A 12,298-nucleotide genomic window follows, 5' to 3' on the forward strand; every position below is an offset into this window, starting at 1 on the left:
CCATATTCATGACCAGCGAAGTCTCCCAGCCGGAAAGCCTGGCACAGCCGGCCAAGCATCATGCGTGGTTGCGCCATAGCGATCAGCCGCCGCTGGCCGATACGTTCCGCACCATCCCGGTGCGGGCCAATGCCTCGGGCTGGCGTCGGTTCATGGCCTTTGTCGGCCCCGGCTACCTCGTTGCGGTCGGCTACATGGATCCGGGCAACTGGGCGACCTCGCTCGCCGGCGGCTCGCAGTTCGGCTACACGCTGCTCTCGGTGGCACTGCTCTCCAACATCATGGCCATCCTGCTGCAGTCGCTCTGCGCGCGACTGGCCATCGCCACCGGCAAGGACCTGGCGCAGGCCTGCCGTGATGCCTTCCCGCGCTGGGCCTCCTGGCCGCTCTGGGCACTGGCGGAACTCGCCATCTGCGCCACCGATCTCGCCGAGGTCATCGGCACGGCCATCGGCCTCAACCTCATCTTCGGCATTCCGCTCGAAATCGGCATTCTCATCACTACGCTCGACGTGTTCCTGATCCTCTGGCTCCAGACCAAGGGCTTCCGCTGGATCGAGGCGTTCATCATCGCGTTGCTGGGTGTCATCGCGGCGTGCTTCATCGTACAGATCGCCATGGCCGATCCTGATTGGGGGCAGGTGATCCGCGGCTTCGCGCCCACCACCGAGATCGTCACCAATCCGGACATGCTCTATCTGGCGCTCGGCATTATCGGCGCCACGGTGATGCCGCATAACCTCTACCTGCACTCGGGCATCATCCAGACCCGCGCCTATGGCCATACTTTGCCCGAAAAGAAGGAAGCCCTGCGCTTTGCCACCTGGGATTCCTCGATCGCGCTGATGCTGGCGCTGGGCATCAATGCCTCGATCCTCATCCTCGCTGCGGCGACCTTCCACGCCTCCGGCCAGTATGTGGACGATCTGGGCACCGCCCACGAAATGCTGCTGCCGCTTCTCGGCCACGCCGTCGCGCCCACGCTTTTCGGCATCGCGCTCCTCTGCTGCGGGCTCAATTCCACGGTCACCGCCACCATGGCCGGGCAGATCGTCATGGAGGGCTTCATCGACATCAAGATGGTGGCCTGGGCCCGGCGGCTGATCACGCGGCTGGTGGCCATCGTGCCGGCGATCGTGGTGATCCTCTGGGCGGGCGAGGCGCAGCTCGGGCAGCTCCTCATCCTCTCGCAGGTCGTGCTCAGCCTTCAGCTGCCCTTCGCGGTCGTGCCGCTGGTGATGTTCACCGCCAGCAAGACCAAGATGGGCGAGCTTGTGGCGCCTCGCTGGGTCATCGGCTTCGCAGCGGTGGTGGCAGCGCTCATCATCGCGCTCAACCTCAAGCTGATATTCGATTTTGTGACCGGCGCCATGGGTTAGGCGCGACAGATCGCACCTTGCGCTCGCGGCGGGCCGGGCTATGTTGCGGCCCGCGAGTCATAACAGAAGCCGCGGATTTTCATGCCGGATCATCTGCCTGCGGGCCACCCGCCGGTTGCCACCCCCAAGATCGGGGTATTGCTGCTCAATCTGGGAACGCCCGACGCGACCGATTACTGGTCTGTGCGGCGGTACCTCAAGGAGTTCCTGAGCGATCAGCGCGTCATCGAGACGCCCCGGTGGCTCTGGTGGCCGATCCTCAATCTCATCATCCTCTCGGTGCGTCCGCAGAAGAGTGGCGCCAACTACGCGCGCATCTGGGACAAGCGCACCAACGAGAGCCCGCTGCTGGTCATCACGCGCGAGCAGGCTCAGAACCTTGGCCAGCGGCTGGCCGGCGACGATGTCGTCGTCGACCATGCTATGCGCTATGGCAATCCCTCGACGGCCTCGCGCATCGAGGCGCTGCAGAAGGCCGGCTGCCAGAAGATCCTGCTCGTGCCGCTCTATCCGCAATATTCGGCAACGACCACGGCCACGGCCAACGACAAGGCCTTCGAGGCCCTGGCAAAGATGCGCTGGCAGCCCGCCGTGCGTACCGCGCCTGCCTATTTCGCCGAGCCCGCCTATATCGAGGCGCTGGCCAACAGTATCCGCGACGGCGTCGCCGCGCTCGACTTCGAGCCTGACCTCGTGATCACGTCCTATCACGGCATGCCGCGGGAATACCTGGAGAAGGGCGACCCCTACCACTGCCAGTGCCTCAAGACGACCCGGCTCGTACGCGAAAAACTGGGTTGGGACGAGAGCCGCATCATGGTCACCTTCCAGAGCCGTTTCGGCCGCGCCGAATGGCTCGAGCCCTATACCGACGAAACGCTCAAGTCGCTTCCGAGCAAGGGCATCAAGAAGATCGCCATCCTCGCCCCCGCCTTCGCCGCCGATTGCATCGAGACCCTCGAGGAAATCGCCATCACCGGCCAGGAAGAGTTCATGCACGGCGGCGGCGAACGCTACGCCTATATCCCCTGCCTCAACGCCACGCCCGGCGGCATGGACATGCTTGAGCAGGTCGTCCGCAAGGAACTGCAGGGCTGGCTCTAGGCCACCAGTGCGACGCACCGCCCATCCTTCTCCCCTTGTGGGAGAAGGTGCCCGAAGGGCGGATGAGGGGGATCGATCCATCGTCTCCCCATAACCCACCCCCACCCTCTTACTTCCCCGAGCGAAGACCCGGGGCCTATTGCCCCCCTCCACCCGAGTGGCGCCATCCGTGGGCCCCGGCTCTGCGGCCGGGGAAGACCGAGAGGGTGGAAGGCGCAGTGAACGAAAGCGCGGATGAGGGAGACCGATCTATCGTCTCCCCATAACCCACCCCCACCCCCTTACTTCCCCGGGCGAAGACCCGGGGCCTATTGCCCCCCTCCACCCGAGTAGCGCCATCCGTAGGCCCCGGCTCTACGACCGGGGAAGAACGAGCGGGTGGGAGGCGCAGTGAACGAAAGCGCGGCCGGGGAAAGTTGAGAATAGTAAGGGGCTGAGCCCAGCCCTACTTCTTGAACGTAACCCCCAGCGTCACGCGATGCGCGTCGCGCGCCGGGTTCGGGGCATCTTCCGTATGCGCGAATCCATAATCCGCCGTCAGCACCGTATGCCGGTTAAGCGTGTAATCCGCCCCAACCCCGACGCCATAGCTGGTATCCGGGCTCGACCCATCCTCATACCGCACCTGCGACCAGGCAGCGTTTGTCCGCAACGCCAGCCAGGCGTTGATCTGATAGCTGGCGTCCAGCGTCGCGCGATATTCGACGCGCGTGCTGGCGATGTTGTCGCTCGGCGGCACGAAGGCCGTTCCCAGCGCGCCGCGGATGGCGATCGTCGGGTCGGGCCGGTAGGTCACGCTCGCATCGTAGAGCGTTGTCGAAACCTGCCTGAGCCCGGCATCGTCATAGTTGACGAAACCCAGCCCGCCCGAAACCTCGGCTTCCAGCCGATCCTGCCACTTGCCGGAGACGCCCACGCGCAGCGCCGTATCGTAATTGTCAGTCTTGACGCCCACTGAGGGCGAGATCGCGTCGTAGAGGTTCTGCTGCACGCTGGCATCGCCGAAGAAGGTGAAGATCGGCGTCAGCTCCCAGCCGGCCCGCAGTCCGCCTCCGAAATAGGTGCTCGAGCGATAGCCGTTGTCGCGCAAGGTCCCGTCGATGAGTGTCGTGGGCTCATAGACCGTGCGTCCGAAACTGCCGCGCAGCGCCACCGAAAGCTTGCCGAACTGGCGCGTAACCGTGCCATCGGCCTCTGCCCCCGTCACCACTGGCGTCTGTGCCACGTCAGCCGCGGCGTTGAGCACGCTGTCCTGCGCGCGCGAAAAACTCAGATTGCCGCTGGCCTGGGTGAGGCTGTCGAGCCGATAGTCGCCGGCAATCGCGAGGCGCAGGGCATTGATCCGCACCGCGTCGCCATCGAGCTTGCCGAGTTCGGCCTCAGTATTGGCCGAGAGCTGCCCGCGCTCGAAGACGCGCGTCAGCGAGGCCTGGGGAACGATCAGGGCCTCGTAATGGTCCCCTCCATTGTCGTGCTGGTAGGCGCCGCGCAGGGACAGGCTCCAGTCGGTGCGGAAGGGCAGGCCCATGTCTTCGGCAGGACCTTCGCCCGGCAGGGGCGCGTTGGCCGGAACCCAATCCACCTTGTAGCCGTCGCGCAGGATATCGGGGTTGTCCGCGTAGGAGCCGTCGCCCGCATAGGCGATCGCGACCGGCCACAGCGAAAGCGTGGCCGCGCAGGCGATTGCGGGGAATTTCGGCCAGCCCAAATCAGCCGCTCCGGACGAGGATGGTTAAGCAAACATTGCGGTTTTTGGTTAACAAAGGTTTTCCAATTTTACCGATCGGCTTTACCGGCAATTTACCGCAGCGCTTAAAGGCAAATTATCGTCCGCCTCCCATCATCGCGCCAAGGTCAGAAGACCAGTTTTTAGCGCAAGGGATTTTGGCGCAAATGGATATTGCCACTCTTATCGGCCTCGTCGGCGGCCTCGTCGTGCTGCTGGCGGCGATCCTCCTTGAGGGATCGAGCCCGCTCTCCTTCGTCAACATATTGCCTGCCCTGGTCGTCGTCGGCGGCGCCACCATGGCGATCCTCGTGCGCTATACGCTGCAGAGTTTCGGCACGGCCATCGTCATGGGGCTCAAGAGCGCGCTCTTTTACAAGCCCGTCTCGACCACCCGCATCATCGACCAGATCGCCGAGGTGGCCGACAAGATGCGCAAGCAGGGGCCGATCGCCCTCGAACAGGTGCGGCTCACCGATCCCTTCTTCCAGCGTGGCGTGCGCATGATCGCGGACGGCTTCACCGCCGAGGCGATCCGCACCTCGCTCGAGCGCGAACGCGATCTCGACTACGAACGCACCGAGGAAAGCCACAAGATCTTCAAGACGCTGGGCGACACCGCTCCCGGCATGGGCATGGTGGGCACCCTAATCGGCCTCGTCTCGATGTTCGGCCACATGGACGATCCCAAGAAGATCGGGCCGGGCATGGCCGTGGCGCTGCTGGCGACTTTCTACGGCGCCGCCATTTCCAACGTCATCGCGCTGCCTATTTCCGACAAGCTCGCCCATCGCGCGCAGGAGGAGGGCACCAACCGCACCATGATCATCGAGGCGCTGGTCATGATCCGCGAGGGCCGCAACCCCACCGCCATTCGCGACGAGCTGGCCAGCTTCCTGCCGCTGCACGACCGCGACAAGCTGCTCTATGCGGCCTGAGCGGGGAGTTCCGGCAATGATAAAGCGCAAACAGGCTGCCGGTGGCGGCCATAGCGGCTCGTGGGTCATTTCGTTCGCTGACCTCATGAGCCTCCTCATGGCCTTCTTCGTGATGCTGCTCTCGTTCTCTGTGCAGGATCAGGAGAAGCTGGCCCAGGCCTCGGGCTCGGTGAAGGATGCCTTCGGCATCACCATCGTCGATGACAAGGCGGGCATGATCGAACGCAGCGGCAACCCTCTGCGACCCTACCCCAAGCACCTGGCCGAGCAGTCCACCGAGGCGGAATCGGAGTTCGCCACCAAGGATCGCGAGGACCGGCAGGCGCAGGGCCAGGAGGCTGAGACCTATACCAACGAGCGGACCGACGCCGAGCGCGCGGCCATGTATTCGCTGGCCGCGGCCAGCCTCAGGCAGGCCTGGCAGGACCAGCCCGACATCACCGCGATTTCGGAAAACCTCGTCGTGCAGGAAACCGAGGAGGGGATCAACATCGTGATCGCCGACCAGCAGGGGCGGGCGATGTTCCCGGATGGGTCGAAATATCCCTATGAGATGACGCGCAAGGCCATCGCGGCCATGGCGCCGCTCCTCAACCGCATGCCCAACCAGATCCGCATCACTGGCCACACCATGTCCGGCGCGCTCTATCCCAATCCGCGCTACGGCAAGTGGGACCTGTCCTTCGATCGCGCCAATGTCGCGCGGCAGATACTCGAAGAATTCGGTCTATCGGACGATCACATCAACAGCGTCGTCGGGCGCGGCGATTCCGAGCCGTTCTTCCCGAACGATCCCTATCTCTCGTCCAACCAGCGCATCGAGATCCTGGTGATGTACGAAGAGCCGCCGGTGCCGGTCGGGCTCACGCCGTAAGCGAGGCGGTCAGGCCGCCTCGACCTTGAGCACGGCGCCGTCCGCGCCCACGATCCTGATCCGCGTGCCAGCGGCGAGGTCGGGGCCGCTGACGCGCCAGACGCTGTCGCCAAGGGCCACGCGCCCGTAGCCGGCCGTGATCGGTTCGTCCAGCACCAGTTCCTGGCCGATGAAGCGGGAGGCGCGCTGGTTGAGGAAGGGGTTGTCCGTCGCCTTGGGGCGCGGGCGCACGAAGCGCAGCCAGACGAAGATCGCCACCAGCGCCAATACGGCGAAGAAGACGAATTCGAGGCTCCAGTCCATCGGATAGATCAGCGAGACGAGGCCGGTCACCACCGCCGCGCCGCCCAGCCAGACGAAGACGCCGCCGGGCAGCACGAGTTCGAGTCCCAGAAGGATGAGGCCGCCTACAACCCAGGCCCAGGCCCCGTAAGTCGCTATCCAGCTCAGGGCGGTCATGGCGGAACTCCTCTTCCTATTGCTGCGAGCCGGTGGAAGGCGGACGGCTCGTGGTGTTGCGCGGGCCGGAGCCCGAGCCGAAGGTTTCCTTGGCGATCTCGGCAATGCCGCCGATCGCGCCGATGACGCTGGAGGCTTCCACCGGCAGCATCAGCACCTTCTGGTTGGGCGAGCGGGCCAGGCCTTCGAGCGCCTTGATGTAGTTGTTGGCCACGAAGTAGTTGATGGCCTGCACATTGCCCGAGGCAATGGCGTCCGACACCACCTGCGTCGCCCTGGCTTCGGCTTCGGCGGAGCGTTCGCGGGCCTCGGCGTCGCGGAAGGCGGCTTCGCGCCGGCCCTCGGCTTCGAGCACCTGGGCCTGCTTGGCGCCTTCGGCCTGAAGGATGGCGGCCTGGCGGCGGCCTTCGGCTTCCAGGATCGCCGCGCGCTTCTCGCGCTCGGCCTTCATCTGCCGGCCCATGGAATCAACGAGGTCCTTGGGCGGATCGATGTCCTTGATCTCGATGCGGGTGATCTTGATGCCCCATGGGGAAACGGCGGCGTCCACGACCTTGAGCAGGCGGTGGTTGATCTCGTCGCGGTTGGAGAGCAGCTCATCCAGGTCCATCGAGCCCATGACGGTACGGATATTGGTCATGGTGAGGTTGAGGATGGAGAGTTCGAGATTGGCCACTTCATAGGCGGCGGCCGCTGCGTCGAGCACCTGGTAGAAGGTGATGCCGTTGGCGGTCACCGAGGCATTGTCCTTGGTGATGACTTCCTGATGCGGCACGTCGAGCACCTGCTCCATCACGTTCATCTTCTTGCCGATGGAATCGACGAAGGGAACGATGAGGTTGAGGCCGGGCCTGAGCGTGCGCGTATAGCGGCCGAAGCGCTCGACTGTGTAATTGTATCCCTGCGGGACCGTCTTGACGCCTGAGAACAGTACCAGGATCACGAGGATACCGACTGCGATCAGCGCGATGCTCAATCCATCGAGCGCAAATTCCATCTTTCGTCTCCCACAGGCTTTGCTGCTGAAGATGTAGGGAATTCAGAGCGTTCCCGCAATGCATGGCGAGGGGAACGATTGGCCTGAAACCCCGTTCTCCTGAGGCTATCCACACCTCATGCGAGGGAAGAATGCCTGCTGCACGGCCCATATGGAAAGGGCAGCTTCGCCTGTCGCTGGTCTCGATCGCGGTCGAGCTCTATTCGGCGACCAAGGCCAATGCCAAACCCACCTTCCGTCAGATTCACGAGCCGACCGGCAAACCCATCCACTACGAGAAGGTGGTGGCGGGCGTCGGGCCGGTCGACAAGGACGAGATCATGAAGGGCTTCGAGTATGAGAAGGGCGACTATGTCCTGCTCACCGACAAGGAGCTCGATGCCGTCAAGCTCGAGACGCGCAAGACGCTCGAACTCACCCAGTTCGTGGGCGCCTGCGACATCGATCCGATCTATTACGACAAACCCTATTTCGTGGTGCCGGCCGACGATCTGGCCGAAGACGCCTTTCGCGTCGTGCGCGACGCGCTGCGCGATACCCAGAAGATCGGCATCGGTCAGCTGACGCTGCGCGGCAAGGAATACCTCGTCGCCATCCGCCCCTCGGGCACCGGCCTTCTCCTCGAAACGCTCCATTACGAGGACGAGATCAGGAAGTCCGACAGCTATTTCTCGGCCATCGGCAAGGGCAAGGCCGACAAGGAGCTGGTCGAGGTGGCCGAGGCGCTGATCGACAAGAAGACGGCGCCGTTCGATGCCGACAATTACAAGGACCATTACGAGGCGGCGCTGCGCGAACTCATCGCGCGCAAGCTCAAGTCCAAGGGCAGGAAGATCACCACCGATGTCGAGCCGCCCGAGAAGCGCGCCGAGGGCAGCAATGTGGTCGACCTGATGTCGGCCTTGAAGAAGAGCCTCGAAACCGGCGCCGCCAAGCCCAAGGCTGCGGCCAGTCGGCGGAAGGCGAGCTGAAAATGGCGCTCGCCAGGGCCAGGGACCTCCTCACCGATTATCGCGCCAAGCGCGACTTCGCCAAGACGCGCGAACCGTCCGGCAAGGCGCGCGGCAAGCCGGGAAAGGCCGCCGGCGGCATATTCGTCGTGCAGCAGCACGACGCCACCCGCATGCACTGGGATTTCCGCCTCGAACTCGACGGCGTGCTCAAGAGCTGGGCGGTGACGCGCGGCCCCTCAAGCAACCCGGCCGACAAACGCCTGGCCGTGCGCGTCGAGGATCACCCGCTCGACTATGCCCACTTCGAGGGCACGATACCCGAGGGCCAGTATGGCGGGGGCACGGTGATGCTCTGGGACGAGGGGACCTGGGAGCCGATCGGCGATCCGCATGAAGGGCTCGAAAAGGGCGACCTCAAGTTCAAGCTCAACGGCCGGCGCATGAAGGGCGAATGGGTGCTGGTGCACATGAAGGGGCGCGACCGGGGCAAGAGGGAAAACTGGCTGCTCATCAAGCATCGCGACCGCTATGCCACCGAGAACGGCGACGCGCTCGTCGCCGACAACAAGACCAGCGTCGAGACCGGGCGCGATCTCACCGCCATCGCCGAGGGTCTGGCCTCGAAGAAGAAACCGGCCAAGCCCAAGGTCTGGACCCATGGCCACGAAGTCGCGCTCCCCGATTTCCGCCCACCCGAACTCGCGACCCTCGTCGATACCGTGCCGGAGGGATCAGGGTGGCTCTTCGAGATGAAGTATGATGGCTACCGGTGCCTCGCCGCGCTGGCGGGCGAGGAGGTTCGCCTCTACACCCGCAACGGCAACGACTGGACCACCGAGTTCGCCGCCATCCGCGAGCCGCTCTCCCACATTACCGGCGGCAGCGCCCTCATCGATGGCGAGCTCTGCGCCTTCGACCGCGAGGGGCACACGGATTTCTCCACTCTCAAGGCGGCGCTCTCCAACGGCAGCCCGCTGGTCTATTTCGTCTTCGATATCCTCGAGCAGGATGGCGAGGATTTGAGCGAATTGCCGCTCACCGAGCGCAAGGCGCGGCTCAAGAAGCTCCTGGGCAAGGTGGACAAGTCCTCGCCGGTCCAGTTCTCCGAGCATATCGAGGGCAATGGCGAGCAGGTGCTCAATGCGCTCTGCTCGGCCGGCCACGAGGGCGTCATCGCCAAGCGCGCCAATTCCCGATACGCGGGCGAGCGCACCAAGTCCTGGCTCAAGATCAAGTGTCTCAAGCGCCAGGAATTCGTCATCGGCGGCTGGCGTCCCTCCGAGAAGAAACGCACTTTCGCCTCGCTCCTCCTGGGCGCCTGGGACGACGACAAGTTCGTCTATCACGGCCGCGTCGGCACGGGTTTTTCGGAAAAGGACGCGGCGGCCCTGCAGGCCGCGCTCGACAAGCGTGCTCGCAAGGATACCCCCTTCGTCAACGCGCCGCGCGACATTGCCCGGGTCGCCCGCTGGGTCGAGCCGGAACTGGTGGCCGAGATCGCCTATACCGAGGTCACGCCCGATGGCGCGCTGCGGCATCCGTCCTTCCTTGGGCTGAGGGAAGACAAGCCGGCGCGCTCTGTTAAGATGGAAGTGGCGGCGTCCCCGCCTCCGGAGGACGCGCCGTCGAAAGCGGAAGGAGCGCGCGTGCAGCATCTCGATCCCGCAAGAGGCGTGGCCGCTGCCGAGCGGCTGGGCGTCAACCTCACCAGCCCCGATCGCGTGGCCTATCCAGGGCAGGGGGTCACCAAGGGCGAACTCGTCGCCTATTACGACGCCGTGGCCGACGCTATGCTGCCCTATATCGTCGATCGCCCGCTCAGCCTCGTTCGCTGCCCGCAGGGGCGCGCCAAGGCCTGTTTCTTCCAGAAGCACGATACGGGCGGCTTTCCGCCGGCGATGAAAACCGTCCAGATCGCCGAGAAGGATGGCGAGAAGGAAAGCTATTTCTACGTCGATGACCTCGCCGGCATCGTCGCCGCCGTGCAGATGAACACGCTCGAATTCCACCTCTGGGGGTCGCGGCGCGACAAGATCGAAAATCCCGAGCGCATCATCTTCGATATCGATCCCGATGAAGGCCTCGGCTTCGAGCACGTCCGCGCCGCCGCGCTCGATATCCGCAAGGGGCTCGAAGCCTGGGGCCTCAAGAGCTTCGCCATGCTCACCGGCGGCAAGGGCATTCACGTCATCGCGCCCCTGGTGCGACGGACTGAGTGGCCTGAGGTCAAGCTCTTCTGCAAGACCTTCGCCCAGGCCATGGCCGACGCCGAACCCGACCGCTTCACCACGGCCCTTTCCAAGGAAAAGCGCAAGGGCCGGATGTTCATCGACTACCTGCGCAACGAACGCGGCTCGACCGCCATCGCGCCCTATTCCACCCGCTCGCGCGAGGGTGCGCCGGTGGCGACGCCCGTCACCTGGGAAGAGCTCGAAACCATCGAGCGCGCCAACGAATTCTCACTCCCCCAGGCCGCCGAACGCGCGAAAGGCCCGGACCCCTGGAAGGGCTATTTCAAGCTCGAACAATCGATCACCAACGCCATGCTCAACGCCGTGGCCGGCCCGATCAGGGAGAGCGCGCCGAAGCGGTAGGGTTGGAAGCGGTAGGGGTAAAAAACGGTAGAGTTGGAAGCGGCAGGGATCAAGGAGCGCCTCTGGGGCGGCCATTCACCCCCCGATCCATCCCCACCCCTTACTTCCCCGGCCGAAGAGCCGGGGCCCACGGATATCTCCACTCGAGTGGAGGGGTGCAATAGGCCCCGGATCAAGTCCGGGGAAGATCGTGCTACTGGCGAAAGCTCAGCCCCGGCCCTGCGGCCGGGGAAGATTGCTGGCCAAATCACGCCTCAGCCGGGTCTTCACCCGGAAACGATCGTGTTGCCGGCTAACGCTCAGCCCAGCGTCCCATCCAACGCCAGCTTGCGGATTTCCGTCATGAAATCCCCCGCGATATCCGGGCGATCCAGAGCAAAGGCCACGTTGGCCGTGAGGAAACCTAGCTTCGAGCCGCAGTCAAAGACGCGTCCCTCATACTTCACGCCGGTGAACGGCTGGGTGTGCATCAGGCGTTGCATGGCGTCGGTGAGCTGGATTTCCCCACCCGCGCCCTTGGTCTGCTCGGAGAGCAGCGCGAAAATCTCGGGCTGGAGGATGTAGCGGCCCGAAATGAAAAGGTTCGAGGGCGCTTCGCCTACCTTGGGCTTTTCCACCATGCCGGTGATCGGGAAGCCCGTATCGGGGCCGTCGCCGCGCGCCACGATGCCGTAGGACGACACCTCAGACGGATCGACCTCCTCGACGCCGATGATGTTGCCCCCGCGTTCCTCGTAGGCATCCATCATCTGCTTGAGGACGCCCGGCTTGGCCTTGAACACCATGTCGGGCAGCAGCAGCGCGAAGGGCTGGTTGCCCACCAGTTCGCGCGCGCACCACACGGCGTGGCCGAGCCCAAGCGGCTCCTGCTGGCGGGTAAAGCTCGTCTGGCCGGCGGAAGGCAGATCCTTCTGGAGTTCGGACAATGCCTCGGTCTTGCCGCGAATCTCGAGTGTGTGTTCCAGCTCGTACTGACGGTCGAAATGGTCCTCGATGACGCCCTTGTTGCGCCCGGTGACGAAAACCAGGTGCTCGATGCCGGCTTCGCGGGCCTCATCCACTGCATACTGGATCAGCGGACGGTCGACGACGGTCAGCATTTCCTTGGGCATGGCTTTGGTGGCCGGCAGGAAGCGGGTGCCAAGGCCTGCTACGGGGAAAACGGCCGTACGAACGCGGTTCGGCAATGGGGGACTCCGTGCTAGGTGGGTAGTGTAATGCTATCTCAACGCAGTCGGTCTAGATTGCATCGAAAGTAGTTAATCAGAGGCAGT

At 64.3% G+C, this 12,298-nt stretch carries 10 protein-coding genes; 6 read left to right on the plus strand and 4 right to left on the minus strand.

The genetic code is table 11. The features are described from left to right. The first annotated feature begins 8 nt into the window (after positions 1–8). The gene (locus JNE37_RS11715; RefSeq protein ID WP_203062889.1) at positions 9–1,379 is read left to right on the plus strand and encodes an Nramp family divalent metal transporter; all 1,371 of its coding nucleotides are present in this window, start codon (positions 9–11) and stop codon (positions 1,377–1,379) included. An 81-nt stretch (positions 1,380–1,460) separates the two neighbouring features. After that, entirely contained in the window at positions 1,461–2,483 is a 1,023-nt protein-coding gene (gene hemH, locus JNE37_RS11720; RefSeq protein WP_203062890.1) for a ferrochelatase, read from the plus strand. Positions 2,484–2,928: 445 nt separating this feature from the next. Here hemH and JNE37_RS11725 read toward each other — a convergent pair whose 3' ends face one another. Then, positions 2,929–4,191, minus strand: a complete 1,263-nt coding sequence (locus tag JNE37_RS11725) for an outer membrane beta-barrel protein (protein ID WP_203062892.1) — start codon at positions 4,189–4,191, stop codon at positions 2,929–2,931. Between the two features lie 185 nt (positions 4,192–4,376). Here JNE37_RS11725 and JNE37_RS11730 point away from each other — a divergent pair, with 185 nt between their 5' ends. Both JNE37_RS11730 and JNE37_RS11735 read left to right on the plus strand, forming a co-directional pair. After that, complete coding sequence (locus JNE37_RS11730) at positions 4,377–5,147, plus strand: motility protein A (protein WP_035035511.1); 771 nt, start codon at positions 4,377–4,379, stop codon at positions 5,145–5,147. Between the two features lie 16 nt (positions 5,148–5,163). Continuing rightward, the gene (locus tag JNE37_RS11735) at positions 5,164–6,021 is read left to right on the plus strand and encodes an OmpA/MotB family protein (RefSeq protein WP_203062894.1); all 858 of its coding nucleotides are present in this window, start codon (positions 5,164–5,166) and stop codon (positions 6,019–6,021) included. Between the two features lie 9 nt (positions 6,022–6,030). Here JNE37_RS11735 and JNE37_RS11740 read toward each other — a convergent pair whose 3' ends face one another. Both JNE37_RS11740 and JNE37_RS11745 read right to left on the minus strand, forming a co-directional pair. Continuing rightward, positions 6,031–6,480, minus strand: a complete 450-nt coding sequence (locus tag JNE37_RS11740) for an NfeD family protein (RefSeq protein WP_203062896.1) — start codon at positions 6,478–6,480, stop codon at positions 6,031–6,033. A gap of 16 nt (positions 6,481–6,496) precedes the next feature. Beyond that, entirely contained in the window at positions 6,497–7,477 is a 981-nt protein-coding gene (locus tag JNE37_RS11745; protein WP_035035517.1) for an SPFH domain-containing protein, read from the minus strand. A gap of 131 nt (positions 7,478–7,608) precedes the next feature. On the opposite strand from JNE37_RS11745, the gene ku reads away from it, so the two are divergent. Together ku and ligD are read left to right on the plus strand one after the other, a co-directional pair. Further along, entirely contained in the window at positions 7,609–8,448 is an 840-nt protein-coding gene (ku, locus tag JNE37_RS11750; RefSeq protein WP_203062904.1) for a non-homologous end joining protein Ku, read from the plus strand. A gap of 2 nt (positions 8,449–8,450) precedes the next feature. Beyond that, positions 8,451–11,024: a DNA ligase D gene (ligD, locus tag JNE37_RS11755; RefSeq protein WP_203062906.1), complete on the plus strand. Its 2,574-nt coding sequence runs from the start codon at positions 8,451–8,453 to the stop codon at positions 11,022–11,024. A gap of 299 nt (positions 11,025–11,323) precedes the next feature. Here ligD and galU read toward each other — a convergent pair whose 3' ends face one another. Then, positions 11,324–12,211 (minus strand): UTP--glucose-1-phosphate uridylyltransferase GalU, encoded by an 888-nt coding sequence (gene galU / locus JNE37_RS11760; protein ID WP_182399338.1) that lies wholly within the window; start codon positions 12,209–12,211, stop codon positions 11,324–11,326. Positions 12,212–12,298 lie beyond the last annotated feature (87 nt).

The organism is Paradevosia shaoguanensis, from assembly GCF_016801025.1.
Taxonomy (GTDB): domain Bacteria; phylum Pseudomonadota; class Alphaproteobacteria; order Rhizobiales; family Devosiaceae; genus Paradevosia; species Paradevosia shaoguanensis.

Excerpts from the sequence above, each read along its gene's own strand:
- JNE37_RS11715 (WP_203062889.1), top strand. The coding sequence starts at position 9 with ATGACCAGCGAAGTCTCCCAGCCGGAAAGCCTGGCACAGCCGGCCAAG.
- hemH (WP_203062890.1), top strand. The coding sequence starts at position 1,461 with ATGCCGGATCATCTGCCTGCGGGCCACCCGCCGGTTGCCACCCCCAAG.
- JNE37_RS11730 (WP_035035511.1), top strand. The coding sequence starts at position 4,377 with ATGGATATTGCCACTCTTATCGGCCTCGTCGGCGGCCTCGTCGTGCTG.
- JNE37_RS11735 (WP_203062894.1), top strand. The coding sequence starts at position 5,164 with ATGATAAAGCGCAAACAGGCTGCCGGTGGCGGCCATAGCGGCTCGTGG.
- JNE37_RS11740 (WP_203062896.1), bottom strand. The coding sequence starts at position 6,480 with ATGACCGCCCTGAGCTGGATAGCGACTTACGGGGCCTGGGCCTGGGTT.
- JNE37_RS11745 (WP_035035517.1), bottom strand. The coding sequence starts at position 7,477 with ATGGAATTTGCGCTCGATGGATTGAGCATCGCGCTGATCGCAGTCGGT.
- ku (WP_203062904.1), top strand. The coding sequence starts at position 7,609 with ATGCCTGCTGCACGGCCCATATGGAAAGGGCAGCTTCGCCTGTCGCTG.
- ligD (WP_203062906.1), top strand. The coding sequence starts at position 8,451 with ATGGCGCTCGCCAGGGCCAGGGACCTCCTCACCGATTATCGCGCCAAG.